Genomic DNA, 21,713 nt, shown 5'->3' with positions numbered 1-21,713 from the left:
TACCGCTGGTGTACCAGTTGTTCCGCCAGGAGCACCGCTGGGTAGCCAAGTACGGACAGGATAAGCGCTGAAAGCATCTATGCGTGAAGCCCCCCTCAAGATGAGATTTCCCAATTTAGTAAGACCCCTTGAAGACGACGAGGTTGATAGGTTCGGGGTGGAAGCACAGCAATGTGTGGAGCTGACGAATACTAATCGGTCGAGGGCTTATCCTACTGCTTAAGAATTCATTATTTCGCATCCAGTTTTCAGGGCGCAATGCTTCTGATCTTGCAGTTCTCCCACGGGCTGTAAGTGACATTAGTGGGACAAGTGTGGCGGTGTAGCTCAGCTGGCTAGAGCGTACGGTTCATACCCGTGAGGTCGGGGGTTCGATCCCCTTCGCCGCTACCATACTTTCGGAGGCTTAGCTCAGCTGGGAGAGCATCTGCCTTACAAGCAGAGGGTCGGGGGTTCGATCCCCTCAGCCTCCACCATTTAAGTATTTTGCAATAGTAATATGGAGCTGTGGTGTAGAGGCCTAACATGCCTGCCTGTCACGCAGGAGACCGCGGGTTCGAATCCCGTCAGCTCCGCCATTTTTTTTTGCCCAAATGAATTAGGCTCGGTAGCTCAGTCGGTAGAGCAGAGGACTGAAAATCCTCGTGTCGGCGGTTCGATTCCGTCCCGAGCCACCATTTGCATTTGGAGGGTTAGCGAAGTGGCCAAACGCGGGAGACTGTAAATCTCTTCCTAACGGTTCGGTGGTTCGAATCCATCACCCTCCACCATTTCTCATTATGAGAGCCATTAGCTCAGTTGGTAGAGCACCTGACTTTTAATCAGGGTGTCGTAGGTTCGAGTCCTACATGGCTCACCATTCATTTAAACGTTCAACCCGTAGACCTTTGGTCTACGGGTTTTTTGATCTTTCTAAATAAAAAAAGCTTGAAGGATTAAATATCCTTCAAGCTAATTGCTATTTAAGTTTGCGTATGCGAAGTTCTTCGGCAATTTCGGCAACAACAGCATCCAGGCGCCCCGTAAGTTCTTCATTAAGCTCGAATTGGGATTCCCCTACACCGGCATCAATGCGTGCGATCTGAGAATCTGTCGCATACACACCACTGCCGAAATGTTTGGCATTTAGAGAAGACAAAACAGGTTTTAATGCATAGTCGATCGAGAGAAGATGGGCAATTGTACCGCCAATAAACAATGGAGTAACAAACTTGCCGGTAAGTCCTTTTTGCGGCAGCAGATCGAGGAAAGTCTTAAGAACGCCGGTAAAGGAAGCTTTGTATACCGGACTCGCAATTACGACAACATCTGCGGCTTCGACAATGGAAGCTGCTTCAACAATAGCAGGGCTATCGAAACGGGCATGTATCAGATCTTCAGCCGGAAGGGATGCAACGGTAAGATGGCTGAACGAGATTCCTTTTTGTGAGAGATGGGATTCTACATATTGCGTAATACCCGTTAAACGAGATCCAGGGTTTGGACTTCCAGATAAAATCACAACTTGAGACATCGATATTCACTCCTTATTATTCCGATCTATTAACTATGGATTTATCCTAACATGGGAATTTCCAGCAGTCAAACACATTATAACGCTGCTTCACGAGATTTCACTCATTTTTTTCCTTACGGTAGGGAACAATGTTGAACAGTTAAACCAAATGATGTGATAGAAGAAGGGGAACAACCGAATGACTTATTGGCTGGCTGTTGGAATGAGCGCTATATTGACGATTTTGATCGTGCCTGCTATGCAAAAAATCGCTGTGAAATACGGTATTGTTGACCGGCCCAACTGGCGTAAAATCCATAATCGTCCCATTCCTCTAATGGGCGGAGCTGCTATATATGCTGCCTGTGTTCTTACGATCATCGCTTTTCAAGGGATTACCTCATTAAGTCTAAGCATTATGATTGGCGGAGCCATACTAGTAGGTATTGGTCTTATGGACGATGCCTCAAAAGCGAAAGGCAAAGATTTTCCGGTGTGGCCTCGGGTCATTATATACCTTGGGGTATCCATGGTTCCGCTGTTCTTTGGTATCCATATGGACGGTGTGATGAATCCTGCATCAGGTCATTTCATCGGTTTCCCTATTTGGGTAGATGCGGTTGGAACAATTATCTGGATTTTTGCGCTGATTAATATGATCAATTTTATTGATGGCGTAGACGGCCTTGCTTCGGGCGTATGCACTTTGTCATCTCTCACTTTATTTATTACAGCTCTAATTAAAGGCCAGATGGATATTGGGGTCACAGCCATTATCATCGGCGGAGCATGTATCGGATTTCTGATCTATAATTTTCACCCCGCCAGAATATTTATGGGGGATGCTGGAGCTACCTTTCTAGGCTATACGCTTGCCGTTATCGCGATAGATGGCGCATTTAAGAAAGCAACGGTTATAACGGTCCTAGTGCCGCTTCTTGCTCTAGGATTGCCTATTCTAGATACCGTCATCGTTATGCTCCGCCGGTTAGCAACGGGAAAAGGTCTTCATCAGGCGGATAAGCTCCATACTCATCATGCCTTAATGCGCTGGGGGCTTAATCAGGTACAAACGGTATCTTTTATGTATCTGATTGCTGCGTTGTTCTCCTTGCTCTCTATTCTGCTGCTTGTAATGAAAGGCTGAACGGGCAGCTAATTTATGTTACAATGACGAAAAAAAAGCGTCATTCGTGGAGCTGGAGATTGGAGTAATGTGAAATGAGCACGACAGATTGGTTAACCCCGCTGCAGCACATTTTGAACTGTCAGGTTCGGTTCGTTACGTTCTCATTATCTGCTTGGAAAAGTCTTGTTGAGCAAGCGGAATCAAGCTGGATCAATAACGATAACCGCGAAGTGATTACGGAAGGCAACCGCGCTGCGTTTAATGGAAAGACATGGATCGTTGTTCGGGTAACCGGCATTGATCTGGAGGCGCTTGAAATCGAAGGCGAAGTCAAGCAAGCGGAAGCGGAGCTTATTACATGGACGCTGCAGTGGAATCAAACCCAACAGCTAACCGCCAAACAAAATACACTTACAGAAAGCGAATCCATTGCTTTAAAGTTAAGCGACTGGATTCAGGGACAATTAGAGTCCGAAGAAACTTCATACTCCATACCTGACCATCTTACTTCGGGAGGCAAGTTGTTTGCCGAAATGATCCCTTTCTTGCTTGTAACGGAACATACAAATGTTAAGCAAGCCTCCTATACGGAGTTGGAAAAGCTGCTTCGTTCCTTCTTGGCGGAGGATATCTTGCTGATCCCGTTGAAGAACCAAGAATGGCTTATATGGGGACCTGTTTCTTTATTAAAAGAAGCAGATAGCGAATATATGGACGATGAGGATGAAGAAACGGTTGAAGACAGCTTGTCTTCCATCTGTCATGGATTATACGAAATGCTGGCCAGCGAGTGGATTGGCGAATGCCATCTGGCTGTAGCTCATCCGGTAAGTCCGGCTAAAGGAATTGTGGAGACTACCTTACTGCTGCGCGAAACGATTAATCTTGGCCGCAAGTTCCATGTTGGGACAAGCATACATTTGCCATGGATGCTTCAGCTTGAGCGTTTGCTGAATGCGATTCCGGAGGTGCAGCGTTCCCGGTACCTGGAGCATGCGCTGAAGAAGACGGAGCTATTCGTGGAAGCAGAGATGCTGGCGACGCTTGAGACCTTTTTCTCGCTGGACTGCAATGTCAGCGAAACGGCAAAAAAGTTATATATTCACCGGAATACATTATTATATCGCTTAGACAAACTAAAACAGGAAACAGGATTGGATGTCCGTTCGTTCCGAGATGCTGTTTTAGTCAAAATTATTTTACTATTGTACAAAGTTACGAAAAGGAATTAGTTTTTTTGTAAAGTTTGTGCATAGTCACGAACGGGCCTGTGAGATAAGATAGACCCATAAGAAATTTTCACTTAGGGGGACATTCAAATGGCAGGCGTACGTTTAGAAGGCATTTACAAAAAATACCCGGGTTCCGACAAAGCTTCGGTAACTGATGTTAACCTTGACATTAAGGACAAAGAGTTTTTGGTACTGGTAGGACCTTCCGGCTGTGGTAAATCGACAACTCTTCGTATGATTGCAGGTCTTGAAGAAATCTCCGAAGGTAAACTGTACATCGGCGACCGCGTCGTTAACGACGTAGCACCGAAAGACCGCGACATCGCGATGGTATTCCAATCTTACGCGTTGTACCCGCACATGAACGTATACCAAAACATGGCTTTTGGTCTTAAACTTCGTAAATTCAAAAAAGCAGACATCGACAAACGTGTTCGTGAAGCTGCTAAAATTCTTGATATCGAGCATTTGCTCGACCGTAAACCAAAAGCACTCTCCGGCGGTCAACGTCAACGTGTAGCTTTGGGACGCGCTATCGTTCGTGAACCACAAGTATTCTTGATGGACGAACCACTCTCCAACTTGGACGCTAAACTCCGCGGTCAAATGCGCGCTGAGATCAGCAAATTGACTAAACGTCTTGAAACAACTACGATCTACGTAACGCATGACCAGATCGAAGCAATGACAATGGGTGACCGTATCGTTGTTATGAAGGATGGCTTCATTCAACAAACAGCTTCTCCTGAAGAGCTGTACAACCACCCAGTAAACATCTTCGTAGCTGGCTTCATCGGCGCACCTTCGATGAACTTCATCACTGGTACGCTTAGCGATCAAGGCGGCACAATGAAGTTCAAAACTACTGGCGTAGACGTTGTTGTACCTGAAGGTAAAGCAGCTACTCTTCGTTCCAAAGGATACCTTGGCAAAGAAGTAATCCTGGGCATTCGTCCAGAAGATCTTCACGAAGAGCCTGTATTCCTGGAAGCTTCCGCGAACACAATCGTGAACGCTAACGTAGAAGTTGCAGAGAACCTTGGTCATGAAATGTACCTGTACCTGAACGGTATCGGTTCCGACACTGTAATCGCTCGCGTTGACGGTCGTTCGACTCTGCGTGACGGTTCCACAGTTAAGCTTGCTCTGGACATGAACAAAGTTCATATGTTCGATAAAGAGTCCGAGCTGAACATTTTCGAGAACTAATTCTTACTTGAATAACAAGGCTGTCTCCCGATAGGGGGGCAGCTTTTTTTATTTTTAAAAAACCGAAATCGGTGCTGCGGCGTCTAATACATAACTATCAAATGGGAGAGCGGAATTGGAGGGAGATATGGATAAAGATAAGTATGCTGCAGCTGCAATAAATGGGGATGACGATGCCCTTATCGCGCGAATGCAGTTGGATCAGAGGCAGCTATATGGTATCGCCTATTCCTATATGCGGAATGAAACAGATGCCCTAGAGGTTCTGCAAGAGACGACTTTCCGGGTTTGGAACAAACGCCGCTCTTTGCGTGACCCTAAGCTTTTTACAACTTGGGCAACAAGAATCCTTATCCGAGTCTGTCTGGACGAGAGAAAAAAACGACTTCGCGAGCTGCCTTTTCGCAACGACTTAATGGAAAGGGGCTCACAGGTAGCAGGGGATCACGACGTGGATCGTTTGGATTTAGCTATGCAGTTGAAAAAACTGCCCTCTAAATACCGAATGGTTATTGTGCTCAAGTATTACAGGGATATGACTATTCCGGAAATCGCCGAGCTGCTCGAGAAGCCTGATGGAACGATACGTACTTGGCTGCATCAAGCGCTTAAGAAATTGCGGAGCAAGGAGCTTCAAGGGAAGGAGGCGATGAAGGTTGAATGGGAATAGGAGTGAGTTTGAACAGCGGATGATAAATAGTCTGCAAGCGGATAAAGAAAAGGCAAATCAGGAATCAGGGCAAGTATCCGAGGAATCGATGGCTTCAGCCATTCGATTTGGCGTAGAATATGGACGGCAACATTCAAGAAACAGAAAAAGAAGCAGAGTGACAATACAGATGGGAGTTGCGGCTGCCTGCGTGCTTGTCCTCCTTACAGCATGCATTCGTGTATCGCCGGCTTTTGCCGAGTTAATGCGGGAAGTTCCAGGTCTGAACGGGGTCGTAGAATTGATTAAAGGGGATCAAACGCTGGAGAATGCCATGAGTCATGATTTCCTTCAACCCGTCAATAAATCAGTTAGTGACAATGGTTATACGCTTTCCGTTGAAGGCATTATGGCGGATCAGCAGCGGCTTGTTATCTTTTATACGCGTGAAGGGCCAGATGTTAATGATAATATTAGTCCAATTGATTACAAAATTACGGATTCAAACGGTAATGAATTGAAGGGATTAATCAGCTGGGGTCATTCCTTCATTGGAAAAACAGAATCAGAGATCAAAGACATGACAAGCGTAAGCGATAGGATGGACATTACATTAAGCGATGGAATAGTGATGCCGGACGTAGTTACATTCAGTATGAAGCTGGGCAACGAATGGCTGGCGATGGACATTGTAGTGGATCATAGAAGGTTTGAGCAACTAGAGGAACAAATCACGGTAAACCGGACGTTTGAAGTTGGCGGCCAGACATTCACCCTTGAGAAAACGCTTATTACTCCGCTGCAGGCAACAGTAACAATCCGCAGAGAGCCGGACGATAATATTCGCGTGAATTCTTTTATTAGGCTGGCACTTCTAGATGAGAAGGGACGGCGCTGGGAGACAAAGGGCGGATATGGGATGTTAGACGAGGGTACGACTACGCTAACCTTCCAGAGCAATTATTTCGAGAAACCAAAACATCTGCGTTTGGTAGCCGATGGTTTGATGCTGTCCCCTAAAGGTCAGAAGCTGGTGATTAATACGGAGACGGGAAAGACATTGGAAACGCCAGACGATCGCATACAGCTTGCTAATGTTCAGCAAACCACGGAAGGTATTAAATTAACCATTGAAGTATCGCGTTTGAAGCAACTTGAAGAAAACTACGGCTATTGGTTATTTGAATATAAGGGGAAATTTCATGATCGATCAGGAACAGAGTATCCTCTTGTAGAGTTTGATGGTGCTCAGAGCAGTTCTAGAGGCAACGCGGATGGTACGGGCGGCACATATGAGGCGTACTACAATATTCCCGACAAACCTTACAAACAGCCGCTTACTTTTGAGCTATACCAGTACCCGGGATATGTCGAACAACCTGTTGATGTGGTTATAAAATGACGGAAAGCGCCAAGCGACGGAGAAACGTTGCGTTCGGCGCTTTTTTCCTTTACGATGAAGTCAATGGTAATGGATTTGCAACCTTTATATAACAAATAGGGAAAGCAAGTGAGGAGGCCGTTCGATGGCTAAAAAAGTTAGAGTATCGGAGCTAGTGCAACATTTCTCGATGGAGATCGTATCCGGCGAAGACGGCTTGAAGCGTTCTATACTGGTTGATGATTTGTATCGTCCGGGCCTCGAGATGGCCGGATATTTCGATTATCATCCGCATGAGCGCGTTCAACTGCTGGGCAAGACGGAGCTTACATTTCTAGACACGCTGACAAGCAGTGAACGCAGAAGCCGCTTTGAACAGCTATGCCATGAGAATACGCCATGTATTATTTTGACCCGCGGGCTGGAAGCTCCGACAGAACTGATTGAGTATTCGAATATCACGCAAATCGCGGTGTTGCGCAGCAATGTCGCTACGACGATTTTGCAAAGCCGAATTACGGACTTCCTGGAGAAAAAACTCGCTCCAACCGCAACGATCCATGGCGTTCTTGTTGACGTGTACGGCGTTGGCATGCTTATTACGGGCGGAAGCGGGATTGGTAAAAGCGAAACGGCGCTTGAACTCGTTAAACGCGGTCACCGCCTAGTAGCAGACGATGCAGTAGAAATCCGCCAGACGTCGGACGGGCAACTGTTTGGCAGCGCGCCGGAATTGATCCGCCATCTTCTTGAAATCCGCGGTCTAGGCATTATCAACGTGATGACGTTGTTTGGTGCCGGCGCAGTACGGACAAGCAAGCGTATTACGCTCGTTATTAAGCTTGAGAACTGGCAGCAGGACAAGCAATATGACCGTCTTGGTCTTGATGAGGAGAAAACGCGGATTATTGATACCGATGTACCTCTCGTAACGGTACCTGTTCGTCCGGGCCGAAACTTGGCTGTCATTATTGAGGTTGCGGCCATGAACTTCCGTCTGAAACGGATGGGCTATAATGCAGCACTGCAATTCACGAATAAATTGACAGAAACGATCAACGAAGATACGGATGATTTTGATTGATGCATTGAATTTGAAGAATAAGGATCACACCTATTTATAGAAGGAGCACGGAACAATGAATCTGTTAATTGATCCAACGGCATTCTCAATTGGGGACATCCATGTGCGTTGGTACGGGATCATTCTTGGTACGGCAGCGCTGGTTGGCATGCTGCTCGCGATACAGGAAGGAAAAAGATTCGGTATTAAGCCGGAGTTCTTCATGGATCTTCTGCTTCTTGGCGTGCCTTCGGCCGTTATTTGCGCGAGAATATATTATGTGGCGTTTACATGGGACGAGTATAAGAATAACCCCATGGATGTCTTTAAAATCTGGAACGGCGGGATTGCCATTTACGGTGCCTTGATAGGGGCTTTCTTATGCGGATTCTTCTATTTCAGATATAAGGGGTATCCATTCTGGCGACTGGTCGATATTTGCGCGCCCGGGCTTCTTGCTGGTCAAATGATTGGCCGATGGGGCAACTTTATGAACCAGGAGGCGTACGGCGGTCCGGTGGAAGAAAGCTTCCTTCGCAATACGCTGCATTTGCCTGATTTTATCGTGAATCAAATGTATGTCGCAAGCGAAGGCTTGTATCATCATCCGGCCTTTTTGTACGAGTCGCTGTGGAGCCTTGTCGGCATCATTCTACTGCTCATTATTCGCCGTCAGAAGTTTCTCCGTGCCGGTGAACTTGTTGCTATGTACTTCATCTGGTACTCGATCGGACGGTTCTTTATTGAAGGTATTCGTACGGACAGCTTGGCCTTCCAAGGTCCGGGAGCGCTTGGTTCGCTGATGGACGCTTTGTGGACGCCAATGACTTGGTTTGGATTCGAACAAGGTTTCCTGGATCCGGCCTATGGCGATGTGCGGATTTCCCAGCTGCTTGCCGTATTGCTGGTCATTGCAGCGGTAATCTTCATCATTGTACGCCGCACAACCGGTGCAGCGTCGGTTCGTTACAGCGATCCGATTGTATCCACGAAGGAGTCTGGAGCATCCGTATCGGATGTTAAAACAGACAATGTGTAAGTCTTAAGAAGCAGTAGGAGTGAAAGCGGTATGACTGGCAATATACGAACCATGTTGTTTGATCTGGACGGCACGATTATGGATACGAATGAGCTGATTATCCGCTCGTTTATGGAATCGCTGAAAGGCCTTGTGCCGGAAGACTTCGGGAGAGAGCATATTATTCCCAGCATGGGGCTGACGCTTCAGGCGCAATTTCAAAATTTTACGGGGCTTGAGGATGTCGATCATCTTATAAAAGCTTACCGTGCGGTAAATACAAAACTTCATGACGAGCTGCTGAGGCCGTTTCCTTTTACGAACGAGGTTATGGAGAACTTGCATGAACAAGGCATTCAGATTGGCGTTGTGACAACCAAAATCCGGATGTCGACGGAGCGGGGAATGAAGTTTTGCGGATTGTATGATTATGTCGATGCTTTCGTTACGGTGGACGATGTCGCAAATCCGAAGCCGCATCCGGAACCTGTTCTTATGGCGCTCGAGATGCTCGGCGCGGATCCGGCGACAACGATCATGATTGGCGACAGCGTTGTGGATATGATATCCGCCAAGGAAGCGGGAGTTATTCCGGTTGGCGTTGCTTGGTCGCTGAAAGGCGGGGAGCTGCTGAAGGAAAACGGCGCGCAGTATGTCATTGATGATATGCGCGAGTTGTACGCTTTTGCTGGAATGGAGCGATAGCCTTGTGCGAAACGTGGAGCGTTATCCGGTAGATGGACCTAATGCGCTATGGCAAATGTACCGTACAGTAAGCCGCTTCAAGGCGGTTCGTAATTTTATCGCCATTCAGGCCGCGCGATATTGTCCCGAGCTGACGGTGAAAAACTGGATCTATCGGCGGATTCTAGGCATGAAGGTTGGCAAACAGACGGCTTTTGCTTTGATGGTCATGGTGGATGTGTTTTTTCCCGAGCGGATTGAAGTAGGGGATAATACGATTATCGGCTACAACACGACGATTCTGACGCATGAGTATTTAATTAAGGAATATCGGCTAGGACATGTGAAGATTGGCTCCAATGTCATGATCGGCGCAAACTCCACGATATTGCCCGGCGTAACGATCGGGGATCATGCGGTTATTGCGGCAGGCTCTATCGTGCACAAGGACGTTCCCGCTTACGCTTTCGTAGGGGGAAACCCCATCCGGGAGATCAAACGGACGGATGCGGCGGGCAACAAGGACGAAGTTATGACGGTTAGAGATTTTGGAACGAGATAAGGTGCTCTCGAGGGAAAAAGCCTCACTATTCGTGCTCAAGGCAGAGCAAGAATAGCGGGGCTTTCTTGCTGGAAAGCGCGTTTGGAATAAATATCCATTCACCTTGACTTAAGCCGGATGTTCATGCTAAGATTACGACTAACATTTTATTTTGGTAGTATGGTAACATGGTAGCACTTTAATATACTAAAGTAATAGAAGGTGAATCGAAATGTCCAAACCAAAAGTATTTGAGAAGCCGATCGGCGTTAAAGATTATCTTCCTGGCGCAGTGGCGAAGCTACGCCAAATTGAACGCGATGTACTCGCCTGCATGAAGGGGTGGGGATACGAACAAATTATTACGCCAACAATGGAATACTACGATACGGTAGGCGTCGCAAGCTCGACTTCGGACCAAAAGCTGTTCAAGCTGCTCAATAACCGGGGGACAACGCTTGTGCTGCGTTCGGATATGACGGCGCCCATTGCCCGCGTAGTGTCTTCTCTGTTGAAAGAGTCGCAGTTCCCGCTGCGCTTGTCTTATCACGGGAACGTATTCCGCTCCATTGAAGAGGAATCCGGCCGCGAGGCTGAGTTTTTCCAGACGGGCGTCGAGCTCGTTGGCGATGCGTCTGCCGAAGCGGACGCGGAAGTAGTAGCCCTTGCAATTGCATCGCTAAAGGCAGCGGGCGTTGACCGGTTCAAAATCGCAATCGGCCACGTCGGTTTCCTGAACGGTTTGTTCGAGGAGACGCTCGCCGGGCGTGAAGAAGCGCAAGAGCAACTGAAAGCCTGTCTATTGAACCGCGATTATGTGGGGTACCGGGAAAGCTTGCGCGAGCTTCAGCTTGATGGGCCCGTACAGCGCGAGCTGGAGGGCATCCTGCGTCTGCGCGGCGGCCAAGAGATCTGCGAGCAAGCGCTGCAGCTTAGCGCAGATGCGACGGCTCAAAAGTCGATCCGCCACCTGTGCGAGATTTGGGACGTGCTGAAGGCGTATGGCGTATGCGAGCATGTGTTGATCGACCTGACGATGATTGGCGACTTTTCCTATTATACGGGCATGACGTTTGAGGGCTATGCGGCGGATCTTGGCTTCCCGGTGGCAAGCGGCGGCCGTTATGACAATCTGCTCAGCCAATTCGGGCGCCCTGCTCCGGCTACGGGCTTTGCGCTGAAGACGACGCGCATTCTTGAGCTGGTTGGCGCAGAAGAGGACGCGGATGGCAACAAGCGTGTCCTGATCGGATACGACGGCGAAGGCCGTACAGCCGCTCTGGCAGCGGCACAAGAGCTTCGCAGCCAAGGTACGGCGGTAATTACGGAACGAATGACAGCAGGCGAATGGCAAGGGCTCAATGAGGGCTCGTTAACTTATAAAGGCATGGTTTATACGGACGCACTGCCGTTCATTGGCGGTGTAGAACAGGCGACAGGAGGCAGCAAGCAATGAGCGAAGCGAAAAAAGATATTCTAAAGGTTGCGATGCCGAAGGGACGCATCTATAAGCAAGCTTCGAAGCTGTTCCGCGAAGCGGGTCTGCCGATTCCAAGCGACTTTGACGATACTCGCAAGCTGATTATCGAGCTGCCCGACGTCGGCATGGAGTTTATTATGGCGAAGCCGGTAGATGTTCCTACTTACGTGGAATACGGCGTTGCCGATATCGGGATCGTGGGTAAGGACGTTCTTATGGAGGAAAATAAAGACGTCTACGAGCTGCTGGACCTGGGCATTGCGAAATGCCGGATGTCCGTTATTGGATTAGCAGACTGGAAACCGGTCATTAACCCGCGCGTGGCAACCAAATATCCCAATGTAGCGTCGCAATATTTCCGCGAGTTGGGGCAACAGGTAGAAGTGATCAAGTTGAACGGTTCGATTGAGCTTGCACCGCTCATTGGCCTCGCAGATCGTATCGTTGATATGGTGGAAACGGGTCAAACGCTTCGCGAGAACGGTTTGGTTGAAATGCAATCCATCTTCCCGATTACGAGCCGTTTGATCGCAAACCGCGTCAGCTACCGGATGAAAAACGAAGCGATTCAAGGTTTATGCGATCTGCTTCAAGACACGATTACGGCAAAGGTCTAACAAGACGTTTCGAAATAGAGAAATGACAGGTGAGGAAGGGGACGAAGAGTTATGCGGATTATGAAGGCGGAGCAGTTTGGCCTGCAGCGCGAGGTGGAGTACGGAACACCGGAGCAAAATGAAACGGTCCGTCAGATCGTGGAAGCGATCAGAACGGAAGGGGACGGGGCGCTGCTGCGGTACACGGAGCAGCTGGACCGCGTCCAGCTTGATGCGTCGTCGCTTCGCGTGACGCAGGAAGAGATTCAGGCGGCGTACGGGAAGGTCGACGCCGCGTTCCTCACGGCCATCCGCGAGGCAGCCGTGAACATTCGCGTATTCCACGAGAAGCAGATGCGCAGCTCGTGGATGGATCTGCAGCCGGACGGTACGATGCTCGGGCAAATTCTCCGGCCGCTGAAGCGGGTCGGCGTATACGTGCCCGGCGGCAAGGCGGCGTATCCGTCGTCCGTGCTGATGAACGTCATTCCGGCACAAGTAGCAGGCGTTCCGGAGATTGTGATGGTAACGCCGCCGTCGACCGGCGGCAAGGCAGGGATCGACCCGTATATTCTCGTCGCCGCCGCAGAAGCGGGCGTGAAAGAGATGTACCGGGTCGGCGGCGCGCAAGCGATTGCCGCGCTGGCTTACGGCACGGCATCGATTGCTCCGGTCGATAAGATTTGCGGACCGGGCAATATATACGTCGCGCTGGCGAAGCGCGCGGTATTTGGCGCTGTAGATATCGACAGTATTGCCGGACCAAGCGAGATCGTCGTATTGGCGGATGAAGGCGCAAATGCCTCGTATATCGCGGCCGATCTGTTATCGCAAGCGGAACATGACGAAATGGCATCGGCGATTCTCGTTACGCCTTCCGAGAAGCTTGGGGCGGAGGTTGCAGCGGAAGTAGAGCGTCAACTCGCTACGCTGCCGCGTGAAGCGATTGCGCGCGCATCCATCGACAGCTACGGCGCGGTACTGCTGGTAGAGTCTATCGAAGCGGGCATCGCGGTTGTGAACAAGTTGGCACCGGAACACTTGGAGGTGCTGACGGTCGATCCGATGAGCCTGCTAGGCCTGATCGAGAATGCCGGCGCGATTTTCCTCGGACCATACAGCTCGGAACCGGTAGGCGATTATTTTGCCGGACCTAACCATATTATTCCGACGAACGGAACCGCACGTTTCTCTTCGCCTGTGAACGTAGACGACTTCCTGAAGAAGTCTAGCCTGATCTACTACAGCAAGGAAGCGTTGCTGAAGAACGGCAACAGCATTATGACGCTTGCGCGCCATGAAGGGCTTGAGGCGCATGCACGGGCTATTCAGATCCGTTTGGAGCAGGAAGGCAAGTAACAATCCTATTAGAAAGAAGGAACTATAAGTGACGGATACGAAACGTTTTGCTGAAATTGCACGGAAAACAAATGAAACAGACATTAAGCTGGGTTTTGCTGTAGACGGCAGCGGCGAAGTGAAGCTTGAGACGGATGTTCCGTTCCTGAACCACATGCTCGACCTGTTTGCGAAGCATGGCCAATTCGACCTGACGGTCGATGCCCGCGGCGATATCGACATCGATGATCACCACACGGTAGAAGACATCGGCATCTGCCTTGGTCAAACCCTGCGCGAAGCGCTCGGCGACAAACGCGGCATCAAGCGTTATGCTAGCGTATTCGTACCGATGGATGAGGCGCTTGCCCAAGTTATCGTTGACGTTAGCAACCGTCCGCATTTCGAATACCGTGCGGAGTATCCATCCTTGCAAGTAGGCAGCTTCTCTACTGAACTGGTTCATGAATTCCTGTGGAAGTTCGCCTTGGAATCGCGTATTACGCTTCACGTCATCGTCCATTACGGCCAGAACACGCATCATATGATCGAAGCGGTGTTCAAAGCGCTGGGACGTGCGATCGACGAAGCGACAACTATCGATCCTCGCGTACAAGGAGTGCCTTCGACGAAAGGAGTGCTGTAATATGATCGCGATCATCGATTACGGCATGGGCAATCTTCACAGCGTCAGCAAGGCGGTAGAACGCCTTGGCTATGAAGCGGTTGTAACGGCTGATCCAGCCGTTATCGCAGCCGCGGACGGCGCTATTCTGCCAGGCGTTGGCGCGTTTGGCGACGCAATGGAGAATCTTCGCGAGACTAAGCTCGATGAAGTGGCGAAAGCTTATGCTGCTTCGGGTAAACCATTGCTTGGTATTTGCCTGGGCATGCAGCTCTTGTTCAGCCAAAGCGAAGAGCATGGCATTAACGACGGCCTGAATTTGCTTCCTGGCAAGGTAATTCGTTTCCAAGGGGATTACAAAGTGCCTCATATGGGCTGGAACAAGCTCAGCTTCCTGCAAGCGGATAGCCCGCTGTTCAAAGGACTGGAGGAAGGCCATGTCTATTTCGTACACTCCTTCCATGCGAAGCCGGAACGCGATAGCGATCTTCTGGCAACAACGGACTATTACCAGCAAGTGACGGCTATCGTTAGCCGTGACAATGTGTACGGCATGCAGTTCCATCCCGAAAAGAGCAGCGACCTTGGCATGCAATTGCTTGGAAATTTCCTTGCTTTGACGGGAAGTCCGGTTGTTCAGCGCTAAACGATAATAACGATTGATTCTTCGAGCATTGGAGTGACTCGGGGAGTATAGATACAATCCAGCGATTAACGAGAGGGGAGCGTGCACGAAATGCTGGCGAAACGTATTATTCCATGTCTGGACGTGAAGGACGGACGCGTTGTAAAAGGAGTCAACTTCGTAAACCTGCGCGATGCGGGGGATCCGGTTGAGCTTGCGTCCACTTACGATCAGGAGGGCGCCGACGAGCTGGTTTTCCTCGATATTTCGGCTTCGGTTGAAGGGCGCGCCACGATGATTGAAGTAGTAAAACGGACGGCAGGAGAGATTACCATCCCATTTACCGTTGGCGGGGGCATCTCTCATGTGGACGATATGAAGCGGATTCTTCGCGCTGGCGCGGACAAAATCGCGATCAACACGGCGGCGGTTCTTAACCCCTCCCTGGTAAGCGATGGCGCCCGCAAATTCGGCTCGCAATGCATCGTTGTTGCGATCGATGCGAAGTACAACGAAGCGTGGGGAGAATGGGAAGTATTCACGCATGGCGGCCGCAGGGAGACTGGCATTAAAGTGCTCGAGTGGGCTCGCGAGATAGAACGCCTAGGCGCGGGAGAGATTCTGTTGACGAGTATGGATGCCGACGGTACGAAGGACGGTTTTGACCTCAAGCTGACGCGAGCGGTATCGGACTCGGTAGGCATTCCGGTGATTGCTTCCGGCGGAGCGGGACGTATCGAACATTTCTCCGACGTGTTTGAGGAAGGCCATGCGGACGCGGGTCTTGCGGCAACGATATTCCACTACAAGGAAATGACGATCCGCGAAGTGAAGGATGATCTCAGGGAGAAAGGCGTGGAAGTGCGATGACGTTGAGTGACCGTATTAAGTGGAGCGAAGACGGACTGGTTCCGGCCATCGTACAAGACGCGCAGAGCAAGGAAGTGCTGATGCTTGCGTACATGAACAAGGAGTCTCTGAAGCTGTCGGCCGAATCGGGTGTAACCTGGTTCTGGAGCCGTTCCCGCAACGAGCTGTGGAACAAGGGCGCAACCAGCGGCCACACCCAGCAAATCCGTTCCATGTCGTATGACTGCGATGCGGATACGTTGCTTGTGCGCGTGGACCAGAAAGGTCCTGCTTGCCACACGGGCTCGTATTCCTGCTTCTTCAACGAGATTGAAGTAGCCGGTGCCGAAGCGGTTTCTGTTGCAACTTCCGAGAACCGCTTTGCGATTCTAGGCGAGCTGGAGAGCGTCATTGCGCAGCGTTACGCGGAGCGTCCCGAAGGCGCCTATACTACGTACCTATTCGAGAAGGGTCTCGATAAAATATTGAAAAAAGTCGGGGAAGAAGCGACCGAAGCGATTATCGCAGCCAAAAACGGCGATAATGACGAGCTTCGCTCCGAGGCAAGCGATCTGCTGTTCCACTTGCTTGTGCTGTTGCGCGAGCGCGGCTTGCCGCTGGATGACGTGATGGCCGAATTGCAAAGCCGGCACGGAAAACCTGCTACCAACAATGCGATGAGAAGAGAGCAAGCAGAGAAGTAAGCTTAGTAATCCTATATTGAACAAAGGAAGGCCGGTTGCCATGTTTATCGATTATCATACCCATCACGCCCGCTGCGGCCATGCTGTCGGATCGCTGGAGGAATACGTACAGAAGGGGATAGAGATCGGTCTTGCGCAGATCGGTCTTTCTGACCATATGCCGCTGCTTCATGTGGACCCGGCAACGTATTACCCGGAAATGGCCATGCCGATGGAGGAGCTGCCGCGGTACGTAGAAGAGTGTTTGGCTCTCAAAGAAAAGTATAAAGGCCAGATTGACATCCGGGTCGGCCTTGAAGGCGACTATATCGAGGGCCAGGAGCAAAAAATTGAAACGATCATCAACGCTTATCCGTTTGATTATGTGATAGGCTCCGTTCACTTTCTGGGTGAGTGGGACATTACCGACTTCCGTCAAACCCACGGCTGGGAAGGCAAAGACCGGATGAAGGTTTACGAGCAGTATTACGATGCGGTGGCAAAAGCGGCAGCGACCGGCTTCTACGACTACATCGGACATATCGACGTGATCAAACGGTTTGGCTTTAAAGCGGAAGGCGATGTTACGCATCTGGAGAACGCTGCGCTTGAAGCCGTGAAGCGTCATGGGATGGCGATTGAGCTGAATGCATCGGGCCTTAGGATGCCGGTTGAAGAGATGTTTCCGAGCCGCAGAATGCTCGAATACGCCAAACAATTGAACATTCCAATCACAATTGGTTCGGATGCGCATTCGCCAGAACGGTTGGGGCAATATTTAGATCAAGCGCGTGCGGTGTTGAAAGATGTCGGTTTTTCTCAGCTAGCGACGTTTGAACGGCGAAAATTGGTATTAGTCGATTTTTGAATTATGGTAAATTAGATGTATAATGGTATGGAACAAGCTTGACGTTGTATGAAAGCGACAGGCAATTGGCGAAGTTTAGGACTTCATGTCAAATTATTTGGTTTAAACGCTCAGGAGGGTATCATGTTTAGCGACAAGTTGCGTATTTTTTCGGGTTCGTCCAATCCCGCATTGGCTCAAAAGATCGCCGGTGATCTGGGATTGACACTCGGCGCCATCAAAATGTCCCGTTTCAAGAGCGGGGAAATCTATGTCCATTACGAAGAGACGATCCGTAACTGCGACGTATTCCTCGTTCAATCGTTCTCGCATCCGATCAACGAGCATTTTGTTGAATTGCTCGTCATGATTGACGCAGCGAAGCGGGCATCCGCGAAGACGATCAACATCATCATGCCGTACTACGGCTATGCGCGCCAAGAGCGCAAAGCAGCACCGCGGGAGCCGATCTCCGCGAAAATGGTGGCAGACGTTCTTACTACAGTTGGTGCAAACCGCGTCATCACGATTGACCTTCATGCGCCAGCTATCCAAGGTTTCTTCAACATCCCGGTAGATCATATGACTGCGCTCGATCTGCTCAGTGATTACCTGAAGTCGAAGAACATTGAAAACCCGGTTGTCGTGTCTCCGGACGCAGGTCGTGCATCTACGGCAGAAAAGCTTGCCAATAACCTGGACACATCGTTTGCTATTATGATCAAGAAGCGCCCCGCGCATAATGAATCTTCGATTACGCACGTAATTGGCGATGTTGAGGGTCAAACCGCCATCATTATCGAGGATTTGATCGATACGGGCAGCACGATTGTCAATGTTGTTGAGAGCCTGAAGGAGCGCGGAGCAAAAGAAGTCTATGTATGCGCAACTCACCCATTGTTCTCGGGCAATGCCATTGAGCGTTTGAATCATCCTCATATCAAGGAAATTATCGTGACGGATACGATCTCTCTGCCAGAGGAACATCCAGAGAAGTTCACTGTACTGTCGGTCGCTCCGCTGCTTGCGGAAGCAACACGCATCATCATTGAAGGCGGTTCGATCAGCACGCTCTTCAAGACAAACGGTGGCGTTTAACCGAATAAGCTTTGACAGAAAATCGCGGACGTTTTTTCTTACGTTCGCGATTTTCCCACATATTCTACCGTGTTAGGATAGGCAGTGCTATGGTATAATCGTAGAAAATCAGTTCCGGGAGGTGCCTTGCCAGGTGAAAGAAAAGAAACGTGATGCCATAGGACAGACAGCCAAGATCATACCGATACAATGGGACGCCACGTTCTTTTTCGAGCGGGCGGTTCGCTCGTTGGATCGTTACCACTACGACAAGGCACTCAAGTATTTCCGGCGTGCCGTGGAGTATGAACCGGATAATCCGGTTAACCATTGCAACATGGCGGGCATCATGTCGGAGATGGGCAATTATGAAGAATCCAATCGGATTTTGAAATGGATTGTCGATGAGCTGGATCCGACGATGACGGAATGCCATTTCTACATGGCCAATAACTTTGCCAATATGGAAATGTACGAAGAGGCAGAAGGCGCTCTTGTCCGCTATCTAGAGGAAGATGCGGAAGGCCAATACCTCGATGAAGCCGAGGAAATGATGGAGCTTCTCCAGTATGAACTGGAACGTCCTGCTCCGCTTACGAATATTAAAGCGCGCGAAGGCATGGTCGAGCATGACCAGGCGCGCAAACTTCTGGAAGAAGGCAAGTTTACGGAAGCGGTCCGTATCTTGGAGAAAATCATTCAGGAACAGCCGGAGTTTCTCGCGGCACGCAATAATTTGGCACTGGCCTATTATTATATGGGGTTATTCGACAAAGCAATGGCTACGATCCACGAGGCGTTGGAGCTCGAGCCGGGTAATTTGCATGCCCTTTGCAATCTGGGGATCTTCTATCAGCATGCGGGAGATAAGGATAGCCTTGCTCCTTTGCTTGATTTGCTTCGCAAGACGGCGCCTTTCCATCAAGAGCATGTGTTCAAGCTTGCGACAACAATGGGAATACTGGGAGAACATGAAGCCGCCTATCGCCATTTTACCCGCCTGTTGAAGGACGCGGAGCTTAATCTTGATCCTTGCTTATACCACTATGCGGCGGTGGCAGCATGTCATATTGGCCGTTATGTGGAGGCTGAGCGCCTATGGAAGCAGGCAGCGAAGCTGGATCCGGAATCGGATATTCCGCGTTATTACATGGAGCAGTTATCGCTCATCAAGAGCGGAGACCTGACCGCAGCGGTAAGTTACCATTATCACTTGCCATTCGAAGAGCAGTTTAAGCTGTGGGAAAATTCCTCGGATGGGCTTCCCGAGCATTTGAAGCGCGACCCGCTCGTACGCTCCTCGTTCTTCTGGGCTCTGCGTCATGGCGACCAGAATACGAAGCTGCAGGTTATTCAAGCGCTAGGCATGATTGCCGACAATGAAGTGAAGGATGTGCTTCGCGCCTTTCTAATGGAAGCGGACGAAGACGATTATCTGAAGCAGATTGCCGTATTTGTGCTTCGTACGCTTGGCGTTCAGGAGCCGCTTCATGCTGTTCTCGAAGGCAAAGCTACGGTCGTTGAACCCAATCGCGTTCCTTCCCGTCTTCCGGTCTGGGAAGACAAATGGCAGGAAGTCGTAGATGTTGCGATGTCCCGCATGAACAAAAGGTTCGATCTTGTGCAGCAATATGATCTCATGACCTTGTGGGTGGAGTTCCTGTCGAGGTTGTATCCCGAAGTGCCAAAGCTGAGCAAGCCGGAGGGATGGGCCGCCGCCCTAGAATATTTAACGGCCAAGATGCACCGCCGGACAACGTCGTATCCCGAAATATCGGAGCGTTACGGCGTTTCCATCGCAACGGTTAGCAAAAACGCCAAAAAAATCGACGAGGTATGCAAGATCAAGGAAAAGATGAAGTCCATCAATTCGGTCTTCTCCCTCGACCACCTCGAATAGAACAACAAATTCGTATCGCCTTTCAAAAACGCACTGAGGATAAGGTTCCCTAAGTGCGTTTTGTCTTTCCAGGGCAAACTTAGATATAATAAAGCTATCTAAGTTTGCCCTTATCTTTCCCCTCTCCAACCACCAGTGGTTGGACGACTTAAATTATTGCAGTTTATTGTTCCGCAAAAATGTGAGCGGAGCGAACATAACGTACTGGAGAAGCGTAGCGTTCGCCTTTGTCCATCGAATTTCAACCGCAACATTGGAATCAAGAAATTCGAGGACAACAGCGATCGGAAGTACGTTATGTTCGTGCAGCGGCATCATGTGCGGTTCAAAAAGTGCGCAACTTTAGGAGGACAACCATGTACAAATCCATTATTATCGGAACCGGCCCAGCCGGACTTACAGCAGCGATTTATCTGGCACGCGCAAACATGAAACCTCTCGTTATTGAAGGACCTGAGCCGGGCGGCCAGCTTACAACAACAACCGAGGTTGAGAATTTCCCTGGTTTCCCAGAAGGTATCATGGGCCCTGATTTGATGGCCAATATGCGGAAGCAAGCTGAACGTTTCGGCGCGGAGTTCATGACTGGCTGGGTGAATAGCGTGGATATGTCCCAGCGTCCGTTCAAGCTTCAAGTAGAAGGCAAAGGCGAATTCGTTGGCGAGACCATCATTATCTCCACAGGCGCTTCGGCCAAATGGTTAGGCATTCCCGGCGAGAAGGACAACGTTGGACGCGGTGTCAGCACCTGCGCAACCTGCGATGGCTTCTTCTTCCGGGGCAAAAAGATTGTCGTTGTTGGCGGCGGCGATTCCGCGATGGAGGAGGCGAACTTCCTTACTCGTTTCGCAACCAATGTTGAGCTTGTAAACCGCCGCGATGAGCTGCGCGCTTCGAAAATCATGCAAGACCGTGCCCGAGACAATGAGAAAATCAGCTGGAGCCTGAATCGTACGCCGGTTGGAGTGGAAGCAGGCGGAATGGGCGTTACGGGCCTGAAGGTCCGTAATAACGAGACTGGCGAAGAAGAAGTCATCCAAACGGACGGTATCTTTATCGCAATTGGCCATACGCCAAATACGAAATTCCTGAACGGCCAAATCGATACCGATGAGCACGGCTACATTACCGTAAAGCCGGGCAGCTCGGAGACTAACGTGCCCGGCGTATTCGCTTGCGGCGACGTACAGGATAACAAATACCGCCAGGCGATTACGGCAGCAGGCAGCGGCTGTATGGCGGCGCTTGATTGCGAACGTTTCCTTGAGAGCAACGGATCGCATTAACACGCG

The 21,713-nt window shown here is 50.0% G+C and carries 21 protein-coding genes, 6 tRNA genes and 1 rRNA gene; 27 read left to right on the top strand and 1 reads right to left on the bottom strand.

The genetic code is table 11. From position 1 onward, the window contains the following. The 7 genes from QQK89_RS28385 to QQK89_RS28355 form a co-directional block, all read left to right on the top strand. A 23S ribosomal RNA gene (locus QQK89_RS28385) occupies positions 1–215 on the top strand; the annotation flags it as partial. 101 nt (positions 216–316) lie between these two features. Then, positions 317–393 (top strand) — tRNA-Met (locus QQK89_RS28380). Between the two features lie 7 nt (positions 394–400). Continuing rightward, positions 401–476, top strand: a tRNA-Val gene (locus QQK89_RS28375). Between the two features lie 25 nt (positions 477–501). Beyond that, positions 502–578 (top strand) — tRNA-Asp (locus QQK89_RS28370). Positions 579–601: 23 nt separating this feature from the next. Beyond that, positions 602–677 (top strand) — tRNA-Phe (locus QQK89_RS28365). A gap of 9 nt (positions 678–686) precedes the next feature. After that, positions 687–770, top strand: a tRNA-Tyr gene (locus QQK89_RS28360). A 13-nt stretch (positions 771–783) separates the two neighbouring features. After that, positions 784–859, top strand: a tRNA-Lys gene (locus QQK89_RS28355). A 99-nt stretch (positions 860–958) separates the two neighbouring features. Here the strand turns inward: QQK89_RS28355 and ssuE are convergent. Beyond that, on the bottom strand, positions 959–1,513 hold the full coding sequence (gene ssuE, locus QQK89_RS28350; RefSeq protein ID WP_284242130.1) for an NADPH-dependent FMN reductase: 555 nt from the start codon (positions 1,511–1,513) through the stop codon (positions 959–961). Positions 1,514–1,694: 181 nt separating this feature from the next. Between ssuE and QQK89_RS28345 the strand changes: the two genes are divergently transcribed. From QQK89_RS28345 to trxB, 20 genes are all read left to right on the top strand, one after another. After that, positions 1,695–2,642: an MraY family glycosyltransferase gene (locus QQK89_RS28345; protein ID WP_284242129.1), complete on the top strand. Its 948-nt coding sequence runs from the start codon at positions 1,695–1,697 to the stop codon at positions 2,640–2,642. A gap of 74 nt (positions 2,643–2,716) precedes the next feature. After that, complete coding sequence (locus tag QQK89_RS28340; RefSeq protein ID WP_284242128.1) at positions 2,717–3,856, top strand: PucR family transcriptional regulator; 1,140 nt, start codon at positions 2,717–2,719, stop codon at positions 3,854–3,856. An 87-nt stretch (positions 3,857–3,943) separates the two neighbouring features. Then, positions 3,944–5,065, top strand: a complete 1,122-nt coding sequence (locus QQK89_RS28335) for an ABC transporter ATP-binding protein (RefSeq protein ID WP_284242127.1) — start codon at positions 3,944–3,946, stop codon at positions 5,063–5,065. A gap of 127 nt (positions 5,066–5,192) precedes the next feature. Further along, positions 5,193–5,735, top strand: coding sequence for a sigma-70 family RNA polymerase sigma factor (locus QQK89_RS28330; RefSeq protein ID WP_284242126.1), 543 nt, complete (start codon positions 5,193–5,195; stop codon positions 5,733–5,735). Further along, on the top strand, positions 5,722–7,116 hold the full coding sequence (locus tag QQK89_RS28325; RefSeq protein WP_284242125.1) for a DUF4179 domain-containing protein: 1,395 nt from the start codon (positions 5,722–5,724) through the stop codon (positions 7,114–7,116). The genes QQK89_RS28330 and QQK89_RS28325 overlap by 14 nt, the downstream gene beginning before the upstream one ends. Positions 7,117–7,240: 124 nt before the next feature. Continuing rightward, positions 7,241–8,179 carry an HPr(Ser) kinase/phosphatase gene (hprK, locus tag QQK89_RS28320; protein WP_284242124.1) on the top strand — a complete coding sequence of 313 codons (939 nt, stop codon included), beginning with the start codon at positions 7,241–7,243 and terminating at the stop codon, positions 8,177–8,179. Positions 8,180–8,234: 55 nt separating this feature from the next. After that, a complete protein-coding gene (lgt, locus tag QQK89_RS28315; RefSeq protein ID WP_284242123.1) occupies positions 8,235–9,197 on the top strand; it encodes a prolipoprotein diacylglyceryl transferase in 963 nt (320 codons plus the stop codon). Positions 9,198–9,227: 30 nt separating this feature from the next. Continuing rightward, positions 9,228–9,881: a pyrophosphatase PpaX gene (gene ppaX, locus QQK89_RS28310; RefSeq protein ID WP_284242122.1), complete on the top strand. Its 654-nt coding sequence runs from the start codon at positions 9,228–9,230 to the stop codon at positions 9,879–9,881. Positions 9,882–9,885: 4 nt separating this feature from the next. Next, positions 9,886–10,422 carry an acyltransferase gene (locus QQK89_RS28305; protein ID WP_284242121.1) on the top strand — a complete coding sequence of 179 codons (537 nt, stop codon included), beginning with the start codon at positions 9,886–9,888 and terminating at the stop codon, positions 10,420–10,422. Between the two features lie 211 nt (positions 10,423–10,633). Beyond that, positions 10,634–11,857 (top strand): ATP phosphoribosyltransferase regulatory subunit, encoded by a 1,224-nt coding sequence (locus QQK89_RS28300; RefSeq protein WP_284242120.1) that lies wholly within the window; start codon positions 10,634–10,636, stop codon positions 11,855–11,857. Then, positions 11,854–12,498 carry an ATP phosphoribosyltransferase gene (gene hisG, locus QQK89_RS28295; RefSeq protein WP_284242119.1) on the top strand — a complete coding sequence of 215 codons (645 nt, stop codon included), beginning with the start codon at positions 11,854–11,856 and terminating at the stop codon, positions 12,496–12,498. The genes QQK89_RS28300 and hisG overlap by 4 nt, the downstream gene beginning before the upstream one ends. Before the next feature lie 51 nt (positions 12,499–12,549). Next, a complete protein-coding gene (gene hisD / locus QQK89_RS28290) occupies positions 12,550–13,836 on the top strand; it encodes a histidinol dehydrogenase (protein WP_284242118.1) in 1,287 nt (428 codons plus the stop codon). A 28-nt stretch (positions 13,837–13,864) separates the two neighbouring features. Continuing rightward, positions 13,865–14,461, top strand: a complete 597-nt coding sequence (gene hisB / locus QQK89_RS28285) for an imidazoleglycerol-phosphate dehydratase HisB (protein ID WP_284242117.1) — start codon at positions 13,865–13,867, stop codon at positions 14,459–14,461. Between the two features lies 1 nt (position 14,462). Beyond that, entirely contained in the window at positions 14,463–15,086 is a 624-nt protein-coding gene (gene hisH / locus QQK89_RS28280) for an imidazole glycerol phosphate synthase subunit HisH (protein ID WP_284242116.1), read from the top strand. 90 nt (positions 15,087–15,176) lie between these two features. Continuing rightward, positions 15,177–15,935, top strand: a complete 759-nt coding sequence (hisF, locus tag QQK89_RS28275) for an imidazole glycerol phosphate synthase subunit HisF (RefSeq protein ID WP_284242115.1) — start codon at positions 15,177–15,179, stop codon at positions 15,933–15,935. Beyond that, entirely contained in the window at positions 15,932–16,618 is a 687-nt protein-coding gene (gene hisIE, locus QQK89_RS28270; RefSeq protein WP_284242114.1) for a bifunctional phosphoribosyl-AMP cyclohydrolase/phosphoribosyl-ATP diphosphatase HisIE, read from the top strand. Before hisF ends, hisIE begins: the two co-directional genes overlap by 4 nt. A gap of 40 nt (positions 16,619–16,658) precedes the next feature. Then, positions 16,659–17,465: a histidinol-phosphatase HisJ gene (gene hisJ / locus QQK89_RS28265; protein ID WP_284242113.1), complete on the top strand. Its 807-nt coding sequence runs from the start codon at positions 16,659–16,661 to the stop codon at positions 17,463–17,465. A 123-nt stretch (positions 17,466–17,588) separates the two neighbouring features. Continuing rightward, the gene (locus QQK89_RS28260) at positions 17,589–18,542 is read left to right on the top strand and encodes a ribose-phosphate diphosphokinase (protein WP_284242112.1); all 954 of its coding nucleotides are present in this window, start codon (positions 17,589–17,591) and stop codon (positions 18,540–18,542) included. Positions 18,543–18,675: 133 nt separating this feature from the next. After that, positions 18,676–20,421 carry a tetratricopeptide repeat protein gene (locus QQK89_RS28255; protein WP_284242111.1) on the top strand — a complete coding sequence of 582 codons (1,746 nt, stop codon included), beginning with the start codon at positions 18,676–18,678 and terminating at the stop codon, positions 20,419–20,421. Between the two features lie 356 nt (positions 20,422–20,777). Next, complete coding sequence (gene trxB / locus QQK89_RS28250; protein ID WP_284242110.1) at positions 20,778–21,707, top strand: thioredoxin-disulfide reductase; 930 nt, start codon at positions 20,778–20,780, stop codon at positions 21,705–21,707. Positions 21,708–21,713: the final 6 nt, after the last annotated feature.

Source organism: Paenibacillus glycanilyticus, from assembly GCF_030161375.1.
Lineage (GTDB): Bacteria > Bacillota > Bacilli > Paenibacillales > Paenibacillaceae > Pristimantibacillus > Pristimantibacillus glycanilyticus_B.
The sequence above is the reverse complement of the archived record's forward strand: the minus strand, read 5'-3'. Positions and strand labels throughout refer to the sequence as shown.